The organism is Hymenobacter sp. DG25B (genome assembly GCF_000801315.1).
GTDB lineage: Bacteria > Bacteroidota > Bacteroidia > Cytophagales > Hymenobacteraceae > Hymenobacter.
This window is the reverse complement of the sequence record NZ_CP010054.1, coordinates 2626942-2645904: the sequence shown is the minus strand read 5'-3', so window position 1 is coordinate 2645904 and position 18963 is coordinate 2626942. Positions and strand designations below refer to the sequence as shown.

At 57.0% G+C, this 18963-nt stretch carries 18 protein-coding genes and 1 pseudogene; 6 read left to right on the top strand and 13 right to left on the bottom strand.

What is annotated here, in order from left to right:
• The first annotated feature begins 80 nt into the window (after nt 1-80).
• Both PK28_RS20960 and PK28_RS11315 read left to right on the top strand, forming a co-directional pair.
• Entirely contained in the window at nt 81-278 is a 198-nt protein-coding gene (locus PK28_RS20960) for a cupin domain-containing protein (RefSeq protein WP_231576144.1), read from the top strand.
• The gene (locus tag PK28_RS11315) at nt 266-799 is read left to right on the top strand and encodes a pirin family protein (protein WP_231576143.1); all 534 of its coding nucleotides are present in this window, start codon (nt 266-268) and stop codon (nt 797-799) included. The genes PK28_RS20960 and PK28_RS11315 overlap by 13 nt, the downstream gene beginning before the upstream one ends.
• Before the next feature lie 74 nt (nt 800-873).
• Here the strand turns inward: PK28_RS11315 and accC are convergent, their stop codons facing one another.
• The 10 genes and pseudogenes from accC to PK28_RS11265 form a co-directional block, all read right to left on the bottom strand.
• On the bottom strand, nt 874-2217 hold the full coding sequence (gene accC, locus PK28_RS11310) for an acetyl-CoA carboxylase biotin carboxylase subunit (RefSeq protein ID WP_044513913.1): 1344 nt from the start codon (nt 2215-2217) through the stop codon (nt 874-876).
• 113 nt (nt 2218-2330) lie between these two features.
• Nucleotides 2331-2822 (bottom strand): acetyl-CoA carboxylase biotin carboxyl carrier protein, encoded by a 492-nt coding sequence (gene accB, locus PK28_RS11305; RefSeq protein WP_044513910.1) that lies wholly within the window; start codon nt 2820-2822, stop codon nt 2331-2333.
• Nucleotides 2823-2850: 28 nt separating this feature from the next.
• Nucleotides 2851-3414, bottom strand: coding sequence for an elongation factor P (gene efp, locus PK28_RS11300; RefSeq protein WP_044513908.1), 564 nt, complete (start codon nt 3412-3414; stop codon nt 2851-2853).
• A gap of 148 nt (nt 3415-3562) precedes the next feature.
• Nucleotides 3563-4575, bottom strand: a pseudogene (locus PK28_RS11295) (beta-ketoacyl-ACP synthase III).
• A 58-nt stretch (nt 4576-4633) separates the two neighbouring features.
• A complete protein-coding gene (gene plsX / locus PK28_RS11290) occupies nt 4634-5575 on the bottom strand; it encodes a phosphate acyltransferase PlsX (protein WP_044513906.1) in 942 nt (313 codons plus the stop codon).
• Between the two features lie 74 nt (nt 5576-5649).
• Complete coding sequence (gene rpmF / locus PK28_RS11285; protein ID WP_044513905.1) at nt 5650-5871, bottom strand: 50S ribosomal protein L32; 222 nt, start codon at nt 5869-5871, stop codon at nt 5650-5652.
• 46 nt (nt 5872-5917) lie between these two features.
• Nucleotides 5918-6454 (bottom strand): YceD family protein, encoded by a 537-nt coding sequence (locus PK28_RS11280; protein WP_044516907.1) that lies wholly within the window; start codon nt 6452-6454, stop codon nt 5918-5920.
• Nucleotides 6455-6530: 76 nt separating this feature from the next.
• Complete coding sequence (locus PK28_RS11275) at nt 6531-6899, bottom strand: helix-turn-helix domain-containing protein (protein WP_044513904.1); 369 nt, start codon at nt 6897-6899, stop codon at nt 6531-6533.
• Between the two features lie 136 nt (nt 6900-7035).
• Entirely contained in the window at nt 7036-8055 is a 1020-nt protein-coding gene (pdxA, locus tag PK28_RS11270) for a 4-hydroxythreonine-4-phosphate dehydrogenase PdxA (protein ID WP_044513903.1), read from the bottom strand.
• Nucleotides 8056-8221: 166 nt separating this feature from the next.
• Entirely contained in the window at nt 8222-9676 is a 1455-nt protein-coding gene (locus PK28_RS11265) for a leucyl aminopeptidase family protein (RefSeq protein WP_044513902.1), read from the bottom strand.
• Between the two features lie 170 nt (nt 9677-9846).
• Between PK28_RS11265 and rsmA the strand changes: the two genes are divergently transcribed.
• The 4 genes from rsmA to PK28_RS21225 all read left to right on the top strand — a co-directional run bounded on the left by rsmA (nt 9847) and on the right by PK28_RS21225 (nt 13285).
• Nucleotides 9847-10638 carry a 16S rRNA (adenine(1518)-N(6)/adenine(1519)-N(6))-dimethyltransferase RsmA gene (rsmA, locus tag PK28_RS11260; protein ID WP_044513900.1) on the top strand — a complete coding sequence of 264 codons (792 nt, stop codon included), beginning with the start codon at nt 9847-9849 and terminating at the stop codon, nt 10636-10638.
• A 59-nt stretch (nt 10639-10697) separates the two neighbouring features.
• Nucleotides 10698-11639, top strand: coding sequence for an NAD(P)-dependent oxidoreductase (locus PK28_RS11255; protein WP_082017072.1), 942 nt, complete (start codon nt 10698-10700; stop codon nt 11637-11639).
• A gap of 129 nt (nt 11640-11768) precedes the next feature.
• Nucleotides 11769-12242, top strand: a complete 474-nt coding sequence (gene greA, locus PK28_RS11250) for a transcription elongation factor GreA (RefSeq protein WP_044513897.1) — start codon at nt 11769-11771, stop codon at nt 12240-12242.
• Nucleotides 12243-12421: 179 nt separating this feature from the next.
• On the top strand, nt 12422-13285 hold the full coding sequence (locus PK28_RS21225; protein WP_065814137.1) for a nuclease A inhibitor family protein: 864 nt from the start codon (nt 12422-12424) through the stop codon (nt 13283-13285).
• Between the two features lie 98 nt (nt 13286-13383).
• Here PK28_RS21225 and PK28_RS11240 read toward each other — a convergent pair whose 3' ends face one another.
• The 3 genes from PK28_RS11240 to PK28_RS20945 form a co-directional block, all read right to left on the bottom strand.
• Entirely contained in the window at nt 13384-14415 is a 1032-nt protein-coding gene (locus tag PK28_RS11240; protein WP_044513896.1) for an AI-2E family transporter, read from the bottom strand.
• A gap of 105 nt (nt 14416-14520) precedes the next feature.
• Nucleotides 14521-17028: a DUF5686 and carboxypeptidase-like regulatory domain-containing protein gene (locus tag PK28_RS11235; RefSeq protein ID WP_044513895.1), complete on the bottom strand. Its 2508-nt coding sequence runs from the start codon at nt 17026-17028 to the stop codon at nt 14521-14523.
• Nucleotides 17029-17289: 261 nt separating this feature from the next.
• Nucleotides 17290-18669 (bottom strand): DNA/RNA non-specific endonuclease, encoded by a 1380-nt coding sequence (locus PK28_RS20945; protein ID WP_044516903.1) that lies wholly within the window; start codon nt 18667-18669, stop codon nt 17290-17292.
• Nucleotides 18670-18963 lie beyond the last annotated feature (294 nt).

The window sequence follows — 18963 nt, the reverse complement described above, 5'->3', positions numbered from 1 at the left end:
GCAATATCGGGGGAGCCTATAAACTTAACTTCCGGCCCCTGGCCTGCGTAAGTGCCTTTGATCATCTTAGCCTCATCCCTATGCTTAAATACATTTCCTCCGCCGACCGCTACCATGCGGCCCCGGTACAGTGGCTCAGCAGCTATTTCCTGTTTTCGTTTGCTGATTATTTTGACGCGAACAATGTGCAGTTCGGGCCGTTGCGGGTTTTTAATGATGACAGCATTGCCCCAATTCCGGCTTTCCGCAGCATCCGCACGCCGAGATGGAAATCGTAACGCTGGTACTGGAAGGGGAAGTGACGCACGAGGATACGATGGGCAACAAAGCCACCATCTCCAAAGGCGAAGTGCAGCGCATGACGGCCGGCACGGGCATGGCGCACGCCGAGTTCAACCGCTCCGACAAGCCCCTGCATATCTATCAGCTCTGGTTTCTGCCCAATCAAAAAGGCCTGGCCCCCAGCTACGAGCAGAAGGACGTTGATTTCCTGGATACCAAGAATGAGTTAATCCCACTGGTTTCCGGCCAAAAGGTGCTGGAGGACGTGGTGTACATGAACTCCAACACAACCGTTTACTGGTGCAATTTGAGCGAGGAAAAGACCGTCACGTTTAAGACATTTCCCATTCGCCTCACTTTTCTCTACGTCAAGCAAGGCACCATTTACGTGAACGGTACCGAGCTGGGCCCCAACGACCAGGCCCGCATGACCGACGAACACGTGCTGGAAATCCGGGCTTCCAAAGACGCTCAATTTATCCTGATTGACCTGCCCGCCACAGAAGCCAATTATTAAGGCGCTTTGGAGTAAGGCAAAAGAAAAGCCCGCCAGAAATGGCGGGCTTTTCTTTATTACTATAAGTCGAATCCTTACAGGGTGGTGAAGTCGAAGGACTCCAGGAATTTCGTGGTGAAATTACCGGCTTTGAATTGCTCGTCATCCATCAGCTTCAGGTGGAAGGGGATGGTGGTTTTTACGCCTTCTACCACAAACTCCGACAAAGCCCGCTTCATCTTCACAATGCACTCTTCCCGCGTCTGAGCCACGGTAATGAGCTTGGCAATCATGGAGTCGTAGTTGGGTGGAATGGTGTAGCCGGCATACACGTGCGTGTCTACGCGCACGCCGTGGCCGCCGGGAATGTGCAGCGTGGTGATTCTGCCGGGCGAAGGGCGGAAGTTGTTCTGCGGATCCTCGGCGTTGATGCGGCACTCCATGGCGTGCATCTGCGGCTCGTAGTTGCGGCCCGAAATCGGGATACCGGCCGCCACTTTGATCTGCTCTTTGATGAGGTCGTAGTTGATGATTTCCTCCGTCACGGGATGCTCCACCTGAATCCGGGTGTTCATCTCCATGAAGTAAAAATCCCGGTTGGCATCTACCAGAAACTCAATGGTACCTACGCCTTCATAGCCAATGGAGCTGGCGCCGGCAATGGCCGCTTTGCCCATTTTCTCCCGCAGCTCGGGCGTCATGAACGGCGAAGGAGCTTCTTCCACCAGCTTCTGGTGGCGGCGCTGAATGCTGCAGTCCCGCTCGGAGAGGTGGCATACGCGGCCGTACTGGTCGCCTACAATCTGCACCTCAATGTGGCGGGGCTCCACCACAAATTTTTCCAGGTACATACCGTCGTTACCGAAAGCGGCTTTGGCTTCGGTACGGGCATCATTCCAGGCCTTCTCAAACTCGTCTTCGGAGTTGATGATGCGCATGCCGCGTCCGCCACCGCCGGCCGTAGCTTTCAGAATAACCGGATATTTAATCTTGGCGGCAATTTTCAGACCCTGCTGAACGGAGTCCAGCAAGCCCACGGAGCCGGGAATGCAGGGCACGCCGGCCGCAATCATAGTGGCTTTGGCCGAGGCCTTGTCGCCCATCTGGTTGATCATCTCGGGCGAAGCTCCGATGAACTTAATGCCGTTTTCCTGGCAAATGCGCGAGAATTCTGCGTTTTCCGACAGGAAACCATAGCCCGGGTGAATTGCGTCGGCGTTGGTAATCTCGGCCGCCGCAATCAGGCTGGGCATATTCAGGTAAGAGAGCGTAGAGGCAGGCGGTCCGATGCACACGGCCTCGTCGGCGAAGCGTACGTGCAGGCTTTCCTTATCGGCGGTGGAGTATACGGCCACCGTTTTGATGCCCATTTCCTTACAGGTGCGAATGATGCGCAGCGCAATTTCGCCCCGGTTGGCAATCAGAATTTTTTTGAACACAGTTTTTTTGAATTATGAATTCTGAATTATGAATTCTGAATTAGCGGAATCGAATACGGCCTTGAATGGCACTATCAATTCATAACTCAGAATTCAGAATTCATAATTGAACATTACATCGGCTCGATGAGGAACAACGGCTGGTCGAACTCCACGGGCGAAGCATTTTCTACCATGGCTTTCACCACGCGGCCTGACAGCTCGGCTTCAATTTCGTTGAAGAGCTTCATGGCTTCGATGATGCAGATCACCTGGCCTTTTTCCACCAGGTCGCCTACCTGCACAAAAGCCGGGGTTTCCGGGCTGCTGCTGCGGTAGAAAGTGCCAATCATGGGCGCTTTCAGGGGCACATAGTTGCCACCGGCCTCGGGGGCGGCAGCAGCGGCGGGTGCGGCAGCAGGAGCGGGGGCAGCAGCCGCTACCGGGGCAGCGGGCGCGGCGGCCTGGGGAGCGGGGGCCGCTGGCGCAGCCATCGTGCCGGCTACCACTTTCGTGTTAGGCTCACGCTGCACCGAGATTTTGAACTCCTCGGTTTCGATATTGACTTTGTTCAGACCTGACTTGGCAATAAAATCAATGAGGTCCTGGAGTTCTTTGGCTTTCATGGGCGGGTCGGCTGGCTGTTTCGGCTGCTTATTTAACTCTTTCGACATAGGAGTAGTCGCTGGTCTTGATGCGGATTTTAGTGTCGGTATCAATAAACAACGGCACCTGGATGCGGGCCCCGGTTTCCACGGTGGCGGGCTTTAGGGTGTTGGTGGCCGTGTCGCCACGCAGGCCGGGCTCCGTGTAGGTTACCACCAGCTCCACGGTGGTGGGCAGCTCGGCCGTGAGGGGCTGTTCCGTTTCGGCGTGGAACAGGATGGTTACCAGCTGGCCTTCCTTCATCAGATCAGCAAAGGGCACCATAGCTTCGGGCAGCACTACCTGCTCAAAGGTCTCATTATCCATGAAGGTGTAGCCGTATTCATCCTTGAACAGGTACTGGTGGGGGCGCTGCTCTACGCGGGCAGTTTCCACTTTCACGCCGGCGTTAAAGGTATTGTCGATTACCCGACCCGTTTTGATGTTACGAAGCTTGGTCCGAACGAAAGCCGGACCTTTGCCGGGCTTCACGTGCTGGAATTCGGTAATGACGTGCAGGTCGCCGTTGTAGTTCAGGACGAGCCCGTTGCGAAAATCTGCGGTTGTGGCCATGGTAGTAAATTCTGAGGTAGGAATTCAGAATCAGGAATTATGAGTGGTTGGGGAGATAAGCAAGCGGTCGGCTGCCACCGTCATAATTTGTAATTCTGAACAGAAGCGGGTGCAAGTATAGAAGTTTTCCGCGGGAGAGCCACTAGAATCAGGCGTTTTGCGGGATGGGTTTAGGGTCGTAGGCCCACTTAAGGTAGATGGAACCCCAAGTGAAGCCGCCCCCGAAGGCTGCCAGAATCAGGTTGTCGCCTTTGTGCAGCTGCTGTTCGTAGTCGGCCAGACAAAGCGGGAGGGTACCGTTGGTGGTGTTGCCGTACTTGTGAATGTTGAGCATCACTTTTTCCGGGCCTACGCCCATACGGTGGGCGGTAGCATCAATAATGCGCTTATTAGCCTGGTGCGGTACCAGCCAAGCTACATCCTGATGGGAGAGGTGGTTGCGCTCCATTACCTGGGCAGCCACGTCGGCCATGTTCTTCACGGCAAACTTAAACACCGTAGCGCCTTCCTGATATACGTAATGCTCCCGGTTCTGCACGGTTTCCAGGGAAGGGGGCGGCGGCTGCCACCGGCTTTCTGGTGCAGGAAAGGCTCGCCGTTGCCGTCAGAATGCAGCTCCTGATCCAGCAGGCCCAGGCCTTCGGTATTTGGCTCCAGCAAGACCGCGCCGGCACCGTCGCCGAAGATGATGCAGGTAGAGCGGTCCGTGTAGTCAATGATGCTCGACATCTTGTCGGCGCCTACTACAATCACCTTTTTATAGGTGCCGGTTTTGATAAACTGTGCTCCGGTAGCCAGGGCATACAAAAAGCCGGAGCAGGCGGCCTGCATATCAAAGCTAAACGACTTGGTGGCGCCAATGGCCGCCGAAATGATATTGGCCGTGGCCGGAAAAACCAGGTCCGGCGTGGTAGTAGCGCAAATCAGCAGGTCAATATCCTCCGCTTTGGTATTGGTTTTGGCCAGCAACTGCTGAACCGCCTTAATAGCCATAACCGAAGTGCCCTGGTTCTCGCCTTTCAGAATGCGGCGCTCCTGGATACCCGTGCGACTCAAGATCCACTCGTCGTTGGTATCTACCATCGTCTCGAGCTCTTTGTTGGTCAGCACGTAGTCAGGGACATAGGCCCCTACTCCGGTAATGGCAGCAGTGATATTCATCGAAAAAAGAAGAAAACGCAGCTAAGAAAAAATCCGGCCGGGGCCGGACTTAGTCATTTTAGGACTTGAAGGTGCTTTTAATCTGGTCTGAGATGCCGGAATCGGCCATCTGGAAACCCTGCATGAGCATGTTACAGATAGCCTGCGGCGTGCTCACCCCGTGTCCGATAATAGCATTGTCGTTGATGCCCAGAATAGGGCTTCCGCCAATAGCTTCGTAGTTAAAGTTGTCGAAGAAGGGGTCATGCATGTTCTTCTCCGCCATGATTTCGTACACCGACTCGGCCATTTTTAAGAGCACGTTGCCGGTATAGCCGTCGCAGACGATTACGTCTGCCTTGGCATTAAACAGGTCGCGTCCTTCAATATTGCCGATGAAGTGTAGGTGTGGGTTTACTTTCAGCAATTGATGCGCGGCCTGCATAATGGCCGTGCCCTTGCCTTCTTCCTCACCCAGGTTCATCAGGCCCACTTTGGGCTGCGCAATACCCAGCACGTACTGGGCGTACAAAGAGCCAAGCTCCCCGAATTGCTCCAGCATTTCAGGCTTGCAGTCGGCATTAGCCCCTACATCCAGCATAATACCAAACCCACCGGCCAGCTTCGGAACAAAGTTAGCAATGGCGGGCCGCAGTACCCCCGGAACGGGTTTTACACTGAACATGGCTCCCACCAGCATAGCGCCCGTGTTGCCTGCTGAACAAAAGGCTTCTACCTCGCCGGCATGCAACATCCGGTAGCCCACGGCAATACTGGAGTCCTGCTTTTGCTGGTAGGCTTTGGCCGGATGTTCGCCCATCTCAATTATCTGCGAAGCAGAAACGAGGATAAGGCTGGCAGCCGCGGGCCCATGCTTTTCAAGCAGGGGCCGCACGGCATCTTCCTGGCCAATAAGCACAATCTGAGCTTTGCCGGCCAGCTTTTCAGCGGCCAGCACCGCGCCGTCGACGGCAGCCTGAGGAGCAAAATCGCCCCCCATTGCGTCCAGGGCTATCTTCATGTACGAAAGTTCAAGGGTCTATGGTCGGGAGAGCACTCCGGCTTGGGGCCGGCAAAACGAAGGAGAGCGGTGGGCTATTCTTCGTCGGGAGCAGCGGCGGCGGTAGCAACGGGAGCGTACCCTTTGATAGCTACTTTGCCGTGCAGGTACAGGTCGCCGTCCACCACATAGGCTTTGTGACGCAGGTGCAACTCACCGGTGGTGTTGCAGATAGAAATGGCCTTGGGGGTAAGGTTCTGGTGGGTGCGACGCTTGTCGCGACGGGTTTTGGAGGTGCGCCGCTTAGGATGTGCCATGGGTAAAAGTCAAAAGAAAAAAACGAAGAAAAAATCGATTGAAAACTTAGTTGAGGTTGCGCAGGGCGTTCCACCGTGGGTCCGTAGTATCCTCATCATCGTCATCCGGCGCGTCCTGCGAGCGGGTGCTGAAGATAAAGGTGCTGTCGGCATCGGGGTTTTCATCGGGCTCATTCTGGAAGCGCGGGTGCAGCTTCTTCATAGGCACGGCCAAGGCAATGTAATCGAAGAGATGCTCGGCAATGGGCAGCGTTTGCGTCTCCGGGGTAATCTGCAGCACATTATCGTCCAGCTCGGTCACCGTATCGCCGTAGCGCACCAGCAGTTGCTGCTGCACGTCAATGGGGTAATCAAACTCGTCGAGGCTCCGGTCGCAGATCAGCTTCACAGTGCCTTTAATGTGAAAATCCAGGGTCAGCACCCGCTCGGTCTTGGTCAGGGCCAGATCTACGTGCAGGTTGCCATCCTGAATAATGTTCTGCTCAAACCGCTCGAAAAACGCACGGTCGAGCTCAAACGCAAACGGGTGCGTCTTAAGCGCGAGCTTGGCAATGGCCAAATCAAATTGTGCGTCCTTTTTCACAGATAGGGTAATAGCAGGCGGCAAAAGTAGGAATATTTCCGCTTGCGTAAAAGGTAAAGCGGCTTACGGCAGCGGGTCAGGCGTTCTTTAAAATGAAATCGGAAGGAATGCCTAACCGTTCGTAGAGGCGTTTGGCCAGGTCCAGCGTGACGCGCCGTTTGCCACTCAGAATCTGGGAGAGGCGCCCGGCGGGTACTTCCAGCAACTGCGCCAGATCCTTTTGCTTGAGGCGCATCTGCTGCCGCTTCAGCTCAATCATCTCGGCCAGGGAGGTCGGTAGATTGGGAATCGGCAATAGGCCCAGCTTGCTTTCGTAGGTGTCCAGGGCAATAATCAGCTCCCGAAACTCCGCTTCCAGAGCGGCATTCCCTTCCACACCTGCTGCTACCAGCGCGTCCAGTCGGCGGAGCGCGGTACGGTAATCAGTAGGGGTATTGAGCATCATCGAAAGCAGAGAAAAAAGCAAACCGGCACATCATCCGCCGGCTTTGAGGATACAAACCTACGGTTGATTTTTTAAAACCGCAAACAAAATTTCGATTTTGGAAATAATATTTCGCTTATGTGCTTATTTCGGTGCCTTATCTTTTCTCCTTCACCGCTACCTGCCCGGCCCGCTCACGCACCAGATTACAGGCCATGTAAAGGGCTTCCCGGAAGGAAGTTGGATCGGCGCGGAAAGTGCCGGCCAGGCCGTACGCCGTACCGTGGTCGGGGGAGGTGCGGATAACGGGCAGGCCCGCCGTGAAGTTGACGCCCCGCTCAAAGGCCAGGGTTTTAAAGGGAATCAGGCCCTGGTCGTGGTACAAGGAAAGCGTGGCATCAAACTGCCGGAACTGGCCGGTGCCGAAGTAGCCATCGGCCGGGAACGGGCCGAAAACCAGGTGACCATCATTCAGAAAATCCTGAATCACGGGCTCCACAATCTCCTGCTCTTCGGTACCCAGCAGCCCGTTTTCACCAGCGTGGGGATTAAGGCCGAGCACGGCCACGCGGGGTTTCTGAATACCGAAGTCCTGCTTCAGGGAATTCAGCAGGATGCGCAGCTTGGTTGCCAGCAGCTCCTTGGTGATTTTGCCCGGCACGTCTTTCAGAGCAATATGGCCCGTAACGGTAGCTACACGCAGCTCTTCGCTGGCCAGCAGCATGAGGCTTTCGGGGGCGCCGAAAAAGCTGGTCAGGAATTCCGTGTGGCCGGGGTAGCGGAAGTCATCGGCCTGGGTGTTTTCCTTGCTGATGGGCGCCGTTACCAATGCATCCAGCAATCCGGCCTTCAGGTCGCGGGCAGCGGCCAGCAACGACTGCCGGGCGGCCGCGCCGCTGGCCGCGCTGGGCTGGCCAGGTGTGAGGGCGAAATCATCTTCCCAGCAGGTTACCGCGTTCAACTTGCCGGGGTCAATATCGGCGGCGGAGCGCACCTGACGGAAGGTGAGGTGCCCGGCCTGCTCGTCTACCGGAAACTCATCGAAGAGCACGGTCGCGGTGCCATATACCACGGGCGTGCAGTACTTGAGCAGGCGGCTGTCGAGAAACGTCTTATAAATGATTTCCGGCCCGATGCCAGCCAGGTCACCGACGGAAATACCAATGCGTGGGAGCATGAGTGAGGTTTTACTTGGAGTTATCTAGTTGAGGCGGGTATGCTGAGCCTGCCAATTGTCATGTCGAGCTAAGTCGGGACCTCTCGCGTGCTGATGTTGTGGTGCTATTGATTTTACCACACTAGCGAGATGCTTCGACTACGCTCAGCATGACGTTCTTATTTACTTAGGCTTTCGCTTTCAAAAAATCATAAAGCAGGCGCACGGCGGTGCCGGTGCCGTTTTTGCCGCGGTAGCTGTCGGGGGCGGAGAGGTAGGCGGGGGCGGCAATGTCCAAGTGAATCCAAGGGTAGCCTTCGGTGAAGCGCTCCAGGAATTTGCCCGCTGATATCTGGCCGGCTTCGGCCTTGCCCAGGTTCGCAATGTCGGCAATGTCACTCTTGATATGCTCGGCGTACTCTTCCCAGAGCGGGAATTCCACGATGCGCTCATACACGCGGTTGCCAGCAGTTTTCAGCGCGGCCATGGTGTCGTCCTCGGCGGTGCCCATGGCGGCAATGCCTTCTTTGCCCACGGCGCGGGCAGCGGCGCCGGTCAGGGTGGCTACATCAACTACCAGTTCGGGCTGATATTTCTTGGCAAATGCCAGTGCATCGCCCAAGAGAAGTCGGCCTTCGGCATCAGTGTTTAAGACTTCCACCGTGAGGCCGCTGTACATGGTAATCACGTCGCCGGGGGTGAAGGCCAGGCCGCCGGGGCGGTTGTCGGTGGCGGGCACCAGGCCGATGACGTGCAGGGGTACCTGGTTTTTAGCCAGCGCATAGAGCGTGCCTACTACGGCGGCCCCGCCGGCCATGTCGCACTTCATGGTGTCCATGCCGCCGGGGGTGGGCTTCAGGCTTAGCCCGCCGGTGTCGTACACCACGCCTTTGCCGACGAGCACAAATGGCTTGTCGTTTTTAGCATCTGCCGGCTTGTATTCCATAATGGTGAACGTGGGCGGCTCGGGGCTGCCCTGGTTCACGGCCAGCAGACCGCCCATGCGCAGGGCTTCAATGCGCACCAGATCCAGAATTTCGGTGTGGAAACCGGCCTGCTCACCGGCCTCGGCCATGCGCTCGGCAAACTGAATGGCGTTCAGCTTATTCAGTGGCGCGTTTACCAGGTCGCGGGCCAGTAGTACGCCGTCTACGACGTTGGTCAGCTCCTGCACAGCGGCTTCTGTCAGGTTAGGGCCGGAGAGGTGCACAGAGGTCAGCTCGGCCGCAGCTTTTGACTTGGCATCGGTTTTATAGCCTTCAAACTGGTAGGCCGTGAGGGCCAGACCTTCGGCGAAGGGCAGCGCGCCCGCGCCATCAGCCGTCAGGTCCTGTACGAACACCTCTTTTACCTTATCGGCTTTCAACTGGGCGTGGAGCTTGTGGCCCTGCTTGCGCAAATCTTCGGCTACCTGATAGGGTGTTTTTTTATCGGCGGCCACCACAAAATAATGGCGGTGCGAGTAATGATTCAGCGCAATCAGCTTGTTATCGGCGGCCAGCTGGTCGGCCACAAACTGGCGGGCCTGGGCCGGCAAATCAGTGGCGGCTTCCTCGGGCAGCGTGGTGGTGCCAGTGGGCAGCAGGAAAACCGTGTTGGCGTTTTTAGGGAATTCGGTGGCGTAGGCGAGCTGAAGCGACATAGTCAGACGTATCTTTGAGGGCGTGCAAGGTAGTTGTTTTGTAGAAGTGAGATGCTGGTACGAGGAAGGCTGCCGTAAGTAGGCCGCCTTCTTTCCCCATTTGCTCACCGGAAATCTGCATACGCATGTTACGGCCTGCCGCCTCATTCCTCGCCTTACCTTCCCGGAAAATGGATTCAGTTAAAGCCAAAAAACACCTCGGTCAACACTTCCTGGCCGATCCGAACATTGCGCGGCGCATTGTGGAGTCGTTGCAGCTGCCCGATGGCGTAACCGAGGTGCTGGAAATTGGCCCGGGCATGGGTGTACTGACGGGAACCTTGCTGCAGCACACCGAGTATCGCACGTCAGTAGTGGAAATTGACCGCGAATCGGTGGCGTATCTGCAGCAGCATTTTCCTTCGCTGGACGGCCGCATTCATTCCGCCGACTTTCTGAAGATGGATCTGGGTAAGCTCTATAATGATCAGCCCATCAGCATCATCGGCAACTTTCCCTACAACATCAGCACCCAGATTTACTTTCAGGTGCTGGCCCACCGGCAGCAAGTGCGCGAGGTAGTGGGCATGATTCAGAAGGAAGTAGCCGACCGCCTGGCGGAAGGGCCCGGCTCTAAAACCTACGGTATTCTGAGCGTGCTTTTGCAGGCCTATTATAAGATAGAGTACCTGTTTACGGTGCCGCCGCACGTGTTCAACCCGCCGCCCAAGGTACAGTCGGCCGTTATTCGCCTCACGCGCAACACCACCGAAAAGCTGGCCTGCGACGAGAAGCTGTTCTTCAAAGTAGTAAAGCAGGCGTTTGCCACCCGCCGCAAAACCCTGCGCAATGCCCTGAAGCCCTTTGGTATGCTGCCGGAGAATACTACGGACCCCATTTTTGAGAAGCGGGCCGAGCAGCTTAGCGTGGCTGATTTTGTGGGCCTGACGCAGCACGTGGAGAAATTCCGGCATAACGATTAGCCGTTTTCGCCCGCCCTTGTTACCGCATACTTCATCAATAGTTGTAGAAAATTCAGCCAGTGTCCCTCTGCCTCGTTATCGATGAAATGCACCCCAGCCTGCCCGATTACATGGCAGAAATAGGCGTGCAGCTGCATTACCGACCTGATCTGACCGCGGCCGAAGTACCCGCCGCCCTGGCCGCGCACCCCTACGAGGGCCTGATGGTGCGCAGCAAGCTGCGCATTACGGCTGCCCTGCTGGCCCACGGTCCCCAACTGCGCTACGTAGCCCGGGCCGGCGCCGGAGTAGATAACATTGACGAAGAAGCCCTGACGGCCGCCGGCGTAATGCTACTCAACGCGCCTGAGGGCAACCGCGACGCCGTGGGCGAGTACGCGCTGGGCCTGCTCCTGGCCCTGTTGCGCAACATCGTGCGTGCCGACCAGGAAGTACGCCAGGGCCAGTGGCGGCGCGAGGCCAACCGGGGCGAAGAGCTGGGCGGCAAAGCCGTGGGTATCCTCGGGTGCGGGCACATGGGCAAGGCCTTTGCGCGCCGCCTGGCCGCCTTTGGCTGCACTGTGCTCACCTACGACCAGGACCCGTTCTGCGACACCGGCGGCTTTGCCAGCGCCGTTACCCTGGCGGAGCTGCAAGCCCGGGCCGAAGTGCTAAGCCTGCACATTCCGTATACCGCGGCCAATCATCATTTCGTGAATGAAGCGTTCCTGAACGGCTTCCGCAACCCTATCTGGCTGGTAAATACGGCCCGCGGGGAGGTGCTGGACCACGCGGCGCTGGTGCGGGCGCTGCAAAGCGGCCAGGTGCGCGGGGTAGCCCTCGATGTGCTCGAAAATGAAAAACTTACGGCTCTTTCGCCGGAGCAGCAGGCGCGCTTCCAGTTTCTAATATCAGCCCCCAACGTGGTGCTCTCGCCGCATATTGGGGGCTGGACGCACCAGTCTTATGAGCGCATAAATCAGGTGCTGGCTCATAAAATTGCGGCATTCCTGCGTCCGTAACGGAATCTTCGGGAGGCGGCCTATGGCAACATTAGTGGCAGACTCGTATATTTGTCTCAAACCTGTATCGGGAGAACGGTCGGCACTGCTGACCGTTCTCCTTGTTTTTTAGCTTACCATCTCACGCTCATGTCTACTGTCAACTATTATACCCCGGAAGGCCTGCAAAGACTCAAGGACGAACTGCAGGACCTCAAAATCCGCGGCCGCGCCGAGGCCGCCCGTCAGCTGGCTGAAGCACGCGACAAGGGCGACCTGAGCGAGAATGCCGAGTACGACGCTGCCAAGGAGTCGCAGGGTCACCTGGAATTGAAAATCTCCAAGCTGGAAGAGGTGCTGGGCAACGCCCGCCTGCTGGATGAAAGCAATCTGGATGCCAGTAAAGTGCTCATTATGAGCAAGGTGAAGCTGAAAAATCTGAAGAATAATATGGTGCTCGACTACACGCTGGTAGCCGAGGAAGAAGCCAACCTGGCCGCCGGTAAGATTTCCGTGAAGTCGCCGATTGGTAAAGGCCTGCTGGGCAAATCGGCTGGCGATACCGCCGAAATTACCGTGCCCGCCGGCAAGCTGCAGTTCGAGATTCTGGAAATCAGCCGCTGATTTCAGGCGGTTAGCTGATGGCTGCTGGCTATTAGCTCTCGATAATAGAAAAGGCCACTGTTCCATACAGTGGCCTTTTCTTTGTCATTTGGAGTATATTTCCCGTCTCAACAACTCCGGTTGCTGGCCATCGGCTCAAAGCCAGCAGCCAACAGCCATCAGCTAACCGCTTTAAAACCATGCCTTCTATCTTCTCGCGCATCGTTTCCGGCGAGCTGCCGGCCTACAAAGTAGCCGATGACGACCACCACCTGGCCTTTCTGGACATTACGCCGCTGGTAGAAGGCCACACCCTGGTGATTCCGAAGAAGGAAGTAGACTATATTTTCGACCTGCCACCCGCTGAACTGGCGGCCCTGCACCTGTTTGCGCAGCGCGTAGCAAAAGGGGTGCAGGCAGCCGTGCCCTGCCGGCGCATTGGCGTGGCCGTCATCGGGCTGGAAGTGCCCCACGCGCACATTCACCTGATACCTATGCACAAGGTTTCGGATATGAACTTCGCCAACCCTAAGATTAAGGTGGCCGAGGAGCGCATGAAGGAGCTGGCCGCCGCCATTGCCGCCAAAGTACCGGATAATGGTATTGCCGCTGCTGAAAAAACAGGAGCTACCCCCAAGGCCACAAGTAGTGGGGACAAAGTATCGGCTGAGGCAGATGCTACCCTAAATCAGCTGAAGCAGCTCACCAAAGGGCTGTTTTTCATGAGCGAATCGGATGCGCCGCTGGAAGCCGTGAGCCTGGCCGCGCCGGACGGAGCGCTGTCGGACAAAGCGCTGGTGAAGCTGGTTGGCATGCCTGCCGATACCAAAGTGGAAACCCAGGAGCTGACCTATTTCCTGCGCAACCACACCGCCGACGACGGCGTGCTGGGTGACCCCGCGCTGGCTAACCGCTTCAAGGCCCTGCAGATGTTCCTGAAACAGGAACTGCAGGATGTAAAAGTGTATCGGCTGGGCAGTGGCCCGCAGGTAACTGTATATGCTCTGGGCAAAACCGATAACGGTAAGCTGGCCGGCTTCAAAACCGTCCTGACGGAAACCTAGGATAACTGACTAAAGCTCAGGCTTAATAATTCTTAACAAAGAAGACCGCCTTGGGAAAGGTGGTCTTCTTTGTTAAATGCTTTTGAAGTAGTTGATAATCAAATGCCGGACTCCCGCCGGCTGCGGTTTTCGCGCTCAAATACTTTGGTGAGCACAATAAAATAGGAGAGGAGCAACGGCCCGAGTACCAGGCCCAGAATACCGAAAATCTCAACGCCCAGTACCACCCCGGCCAGCGTGATGAGCGGGTGAATATCCCCGATGCGCTTGGCCAGCACAATGCGCAGCAGGTTGTCAATGTTCATGATGACGATAACCCCCACCAATAGCAGGCCCACACCCTGAGTAGTTTCGCCCTGCGCAATTCTAATAATGGCGGCCGGCCCCCAGACCAGCGGCGTGCCCAGTACGGGAATAAAGGCCATAAAGAATGCCACCACCCCCCAGAAATCAGCATCGCTCACGCCAAAAAACCAAAGGGCGACTCCAGTCAGAATAGCCTGAATGATGGAGATAAGCGCCGACCCAATGACGTTGGCATTCACGTTATTTTTCAGGGACTCGCCCATCTCGCGCAGCGTGCCGGGGCGGAAGGGCAGGTAGCGGTGCAGCCCCCGCAGAAAGGCAGCCTCCTCAATAAACATGAAATACAGCGCAAACAGCATCAGGCCAATTACTACCGTGAAATGCAGCAGCCCGCTGGCCAGGGACGGAATGCGCTGGCTCAGCCAGCTCATGCTCTGCTGCACAATGGTGCGCACGTTTTGCTCGGAGGTGAACGTGTAGCCAATGAGCTGCTCTACCCGGTGCAGCACGGCCATAATCTGGCTGGTGTCCTGCGCGTACTGCCGGATGCGGTCTACCAGCATGAAGGATAGAGCCGTAAACGGGAGAATAATGACTACAAAAGCGAAGGTGAGCAGGAAAAACGAAACAAACTGCTTATTCCAGCCCCGCTCATTTACCAGCTTCTGAAACCACGGGCGAAACACCACATACAAAATGCCCGAGCCCAAAAAAGCCGTGGTGTAGCTGCCCAGCCCCACCAGAATAAGGGTAGCCAGTCCCACCAGACATACAATGAGCAGAATATGCTGCTGACGGGCGGTGTAAATGTTATCGTTAGACATGGCCGCGGGAAAAGTAAGGAGGCGGCAAATTACAGTTTCAGCCCAAAAAACAGTTGCCCCAACATGGCGGGCACGTTGGGGCAACGGATACAGGTGGTGTTTAGGCTACAGCTTAAACTGAGCGCATACTTTCACTCCGAAATTCTTAGCGCCGGGATTATCCAGGTAAGTCAGGCGGTGAATGAAATCGACGCGCAGCACCTTGAAGATATTCTCCACGCCGTAGCCCATTTCCACATATGGCGCCGTGCCCAGCGGGCGGAAAGTAGGCAGGTTCTGGCCCTGGGAATCCACGGTGGGCGTGGCGCGGCGGTTGGCCTCGCTCACGCCGCCATACAGCACGTTGGCCGAGGCCAGCAGGCGCCAGTCGAGCTTTTTCAGCAGGGGTACGGAGTTGATGAACAGCCCTTCAAAGTAGTGCTCGGCGTGCAGGGAAGCATACCGGTCGCTCACAAACTCAAAGTAGCGCATCAGGTTATAGGCATTGCTGGTATAAATGGGCGACTCATTGCCCAGGTGCGTTTTCAGCACCGGGTACGGCACCGTGCTGGGAATGTAGCCCGCATCCAGGGTATACTCGGTGCGGCCCAGTTGTCCCAGCGGCAGGCTTTGCGCAACCAGCAGGTTAAATTTCTGATACTGGAAGTCGCTGCCCAGTACATTATCAATGCCCAGCGTGTAGCGGAACGTGAAGACCGGCCATTTGCGCAGCCCCACTGCGTAGCGCCGGTTTTTGTTCTGAATCAGCACCTCATCGGGGGCGTAGCGCGACTCCAGAATAACTTCGGATAAGGAGAACTTATCGGCCGTGGGGGCGCCGGGCTGGTGCAGGTCGCTGGTATAGTAGGCGAAATCGTAGAGCGGATCGAAGCGTTGGTGGCGCAGCGTGAGCTTCTGCGTGAAGCCGTGGAACAGGTCGGACTGGGCTGAGAGGCCGGTAACATCGCGCCACAGCGGCCGGCCCGGCTTAATGTTACCAAAGCGCACGGCGGCATCAAACAGCGGGTTTTCAATGGCATAGTCGTTGTCCAGCAGCGCTACCTGATCTACATCGTGGCTGCGCTCAAAGCGCAGCAGCGTCCAGTTGCGCCGGGCCAGAATCCGGTAGCCGGAGAGGCCATATTTCACGTCCCGGTCTTTGGTCCCGTAGGCCACGTAAGTACGCGCAAACCAGTTCGGGCTCAGGTCGCCGGTGGTGCGGAAGCCTACCTGCAGGCGGCTGCCTTCCACGTTGTTATAAGTATACAGGCTGGGAATGGGGCCGATTTCCAGCTTACCCACCTGCTTATAGCCCGTCACCAGCAAATCGGCCAGTTCCAGCGCCGACTGCACCGAGCGCAGCTTCCCTACCGAATCCAGGGCCGTGAGCGTGCGTACTTCCTGCGCCGACAAGGTATCGGGCCGATGCTGGTTCCAGAACCCGGCCGGCACCTCCAGCGCATCTACCGCGGAGGCAAACGGCTGCTCATAGAACTTGGCCTCGTGGGGTTGATCTGTGGCGAAGTTGGAATTGACCGTGTTAAAGCGCACCAGCAGGCCAGTTTGCTTTTTATTGGGTTTGAGGCCCACTACCACGCGGGTGCGCTGTGGCAGCCAGGGCCCGGCCGGAGTCGGTGCCAGATCCTGGTACACCCGAATCTGATCCACGAAATTGATGTTGGCCTTGGGGTCTACGCTCAGGTCTACGCGGCGCAGAGCATAGTCTTTCATCGTAATCCAGATGCGGCCGGTAAATGCCAGATCCTGCGGCCGCCGCGGAAATACCTTCAGCTGGTAGCAGCGGTCCTGGCCCACCAACACGGAGTCTTCCAGGTCGTAGTCATAAGTGATGCGCCAGCCCTCGGCAATGGGGGAAATGAAGTCTTTCCCCATCACAATCTGCCAGTTGGGGTAGAAGTCGTAATCCTGAAACGAGGAGCCCAGCACCTGCGACAGCACCGAACCATCCCGCGGAGCCACGCCGTGCAGCTGGGAGTGCTTGATATCTTCCCGCTCCCGGTTGGGCCGGTGCCGCACGTAGTAGCGCGAGAGCACCTCGGAGGCAAACACCGGCACCGTGGGCTTGCCGCTGGCGTTGCGCTCCATTTCGCCCACCGTCTGCGCCACGGAGGTCATATCCCGGATAACCTTTTGCTTTGCCAGACGGGCCGTTACATCAGATAAGGAAACCTCAACGCGGTTGTAGCTATCGAACTCAAATGAACCCAGCTGGGCTTTGTCGTGCTCTTTCTTGTGGGCCTGCACCTTGCGCAAAATAGCGAAGGCCGGGTTCTCGCCCCCATGCACCGTTACTTCGCCCAGCGCAAACGTGCTGCTTTTTAGGGCGAAGCCCACCGTTTGCTGTGGCTGCCGGGAAACCTTCCGGCTAAGCGGCCGGAAACCTACCGCGCCAGCCGTAAGCGAATCAACCGGTTGGGGAACGGTGAGCTGGAAACGACCATTTTCATCGGCCGTAGCTCCCAGGCTGGTACCGCGCACAAACACGGAGGCAAAAGGTACAGGCTGCCCCGTAGCGGCCTCCGTGACATGTCCGCTAAATACAATTCGTTGAGCAAATGAAACCGGAGCTGTCAGTAAAAAGAACAGGATTCCTAATAGAGTAAATTTTTGCATGCGCACCTAAATCCAACGTACTTCTAAATCAATCGTGCAAGGTACCGCTGATACTTTATGAACCCATGATATTTAATATAAGTATTTGACAATCAACACAAATAATTAAATATAAGAATAGCACAAATAAGGCACGCTGCCGGAGGTGTTCCGGGGAGAAGTGCCCGCATAACCAGCGGTAGACTGCTATTGTTTACCTAAAAAAAGGATAAGGTATTTCATTGATCAGTAAGAGGTATACATTTCTGAAGTCCAAAACGGCTATTTGGTTGTGCCCGTGTCTACCTGGCTTTCCAGCCGCTCCTGCACCACAGTGGGTACCTTACTTAGCAAATCCAGGCCGGTAGCATTTTCAATGGCATCAACGGAAACTCGGTAGCGGCTCCAGTCGGGGTTCACGCTTTGGTCGTTGGGCGTGTCTACCGCAATAATGCGGGCTTTGCCGTTGCTGATGCGGGTGAGGTCATCGGCGCCTTCGGGGAGGACGACCAGCACTTTCCACACCCGGGCGGGCACCGTTACGTGGCCATTATCCAGGGTGGTAGCAAAGCCGGCGGTGCCGGTGCCGCCCTTGCCGTAGCTGCCCATGATGATGTATACCTCGTTGCCGCGCTGCACCAGGGAGCGGGCATATTCCTCCAGCTTAGACCAGGTGCGCTGGTTGTTATTGCCGGCCTGCGGAATCATGTTGGTCATCAGGAAGGTGGCCGAGTTGTCGTCCAGGTCGGTGGTGCGGTCGGCGGAGGGGCAGTTGTGGCCCCGGTCGAAACCGCCGCCGGCGTAGCTGCGCGGCGTTACCTGGTAAAACTGGCGCGGCAGGGCGGGGTCGGGGCGGAAGTCATCCTGGCGCGGGGCGCTGCCCATCCAGGCCCGGTTGAGGTGCCAGCTTACCCAGGTAGGCGTGCCGCGCAGCGCGTTGTAGCTCAGCGTGTATTGCGGCTTCACCATCAGGTAGTTGGTGGGGTTATCAAGGCTGCCGGTGGCCCCACTGGGGTTGCCCAGCGCCATATTATCGTCGCGGCTGACCACCACGGCATCGGCCTGGGGTCGGTTCTGAGCGGGAGCAGGCGTAACGGCCGCCGGCGCGCTTCCCGCCGTGGTTTCCAGCGTAATATCATCCAGATTCAGGCGGGCACTGCCGCCGTCGGTCTTGCGGATTTCCAGGCGGAAGGGCCGGGTGGCGGCTACCGGGAAAATAGCCGTTACCAGCTGGGCTCCGCTGGTGCGCACCGGCTGGCCTAGGCGGGAAAAGAGGCGGCCGCCATCCTGGCTGGCCCATACTTCCCAGGTGCTGGCGCCATCGGTGCCGTAGCTGGCGGCGCTGATGCGAATGGAGCGCACCGTGGCCGGAGCATCGAAATTCATGCGCAGCCGACCCTGGCCCCGCAAACGGGCAGCGTGCATGCCGTTTTTATGGTCGGCGGGGGCGGAGCCAATCAGGGCATCTGTGAAGTGCCAGGTGCCGGAGCTCAACTGCTCATCTGCCTCGGCATAAGCGGTTTTGCTGCCAGCCTCAAAGGTTTCGGGGAAGCGGCCAACGGCGGGCGTTTGCGCCGGCTGTTCCGTAGGCGGGGTCTGGGGTTGCTGCGGAGAACAAGCCAGAATAGAAAGGCCCAGCAGAAGACTGGTGAGAGGCAGCATAGCGCGCATGATCAGGGTAAATAAGCCGCGCAAAAATAGCACACCAGCGGCAGAGCAAGGCTATGAGAAGGCAGGCACCACACCGGCCGGAGAATCAGGTGAGAACTGCCAGCGTTAGCAGGGAGGCGCCCACCAGGGTCCAGGTGCGCAGCAGGCGGTTTACCTGCTCGTGCTTTTGCTCCAGAAGCGAATAACGTGTTGCGGTATTGGTCATGGCTTTTGGTGTAGTTAACACAAATCCATTATGCCTACAAAACTCAATATCAATTCAATAACCAAGAGACAGAAGGACCG

Excerpts from the sequence above, each read along its gene's own strand:
- greA (WP_044513897.1), top strand. The coding sequence starts at position 11,769 with ATGTCTACTGTCAACTATTATACCCCGGAAGGCCTGCAAAGACTCAAG.
- PK28_RS20960 (WP_231576144.1), top strand. The coding sequence starts at position 81 with ATGCTTAAATACATTTCCTCCGCCGACCGCTACCATGCGGCCCCGGTA.
- PK28_RS11265 (WP_044513902.1), bottom strand. The coding sequence starts at position 9,676 with ATGTCGCTTCAGCTCGCCTACGCCACCGAATTCCCTAAAAACGCCAAC.
- efp (WP_044513908.1), bottom strand. The coding sequence starts at position 3,414 with ATGGCCACAACCGCAGATTTTCGCAACGGGCTCGTCCTGAACTACAAC.
- PK28_RS11275 (WP_044513904.1), bottom strand. The coding sequence starts at position 6,899 with ATGATGCTCAATACCCCTACTGATTACCGTACCGCGCTCCGCCGACTG.
- accB (WP_044513910.1), bottom strand. The coding sequence starts at position 2,822 with ATGAAAGCCAAAGAACTCCAGGACCTCATTGATTTTATTGCCAAGTCA.
- rpmF (WP_044513905.1), bottom strand. The coding sequence starts at position 5,871 with ATGGCACATCCTAAGCGGCGCACCTCCAAAACCCGTCGCGACAAGCGT.
- PK28_RS21225 (WP_065814137.1), top strand. The coding sequence starts at position 12,422 with ATGCCTTCTATCTTCTCGCGCATCGTTTCCGGCGAGCTGCCGGCCTAC.
- rsmA (WP_044513900.1), top strand. The coding sequence starts at position 9,847 with ATGGATTCAGTTAAAGCCAAAAAACACCTCGGTCAACACTTCCTGGCC.
- PK28_RS11315 (WP_231576143.1), top strand. The coding sequence starts at position 266 with ATGGAAATCGTAACGCTGGTACTGGAAGGGGAAGTGACGCACGAGGAT.
- plsX (WP_044513906.1), bottom strand. The coding sequence starts at position 5,575 with ATGAAGATAGCCCTGGACGCAATGGGGGGCGATTTTGCTCCTCAGGCT.
- PK28_RS20945 (WP_044516903.1), bottom strand. The coding sequence starts at position 18,669 with ATGCTGCCTCTCACCAGTCTTCTGCTGGGCCTTTCTATTCTGGCTTGT.
- PK28_RS11235 (WP_044513895.1), bottom strand. The coding sequence starts at position 17,028 with ATGCAAAAATTTACTCTATTAGGAATCCTGTTCTTTTTACTGACAGCT.
- PK28_RS11240 (WP_044513896.1), bottom strand. The coding sequence starts at position 14,415 with ATGTCTAACGATAACATTTACACCGCCCGTCAGCAGCATATTCTGCTC.
- pdxA (WP_044513903.1), bottom strand. The coding sequence starts at position 8,055 with ATGCTCCCACGCATTGGTATTTCCGTCGGTGACCTGGCTGGCATCGGG.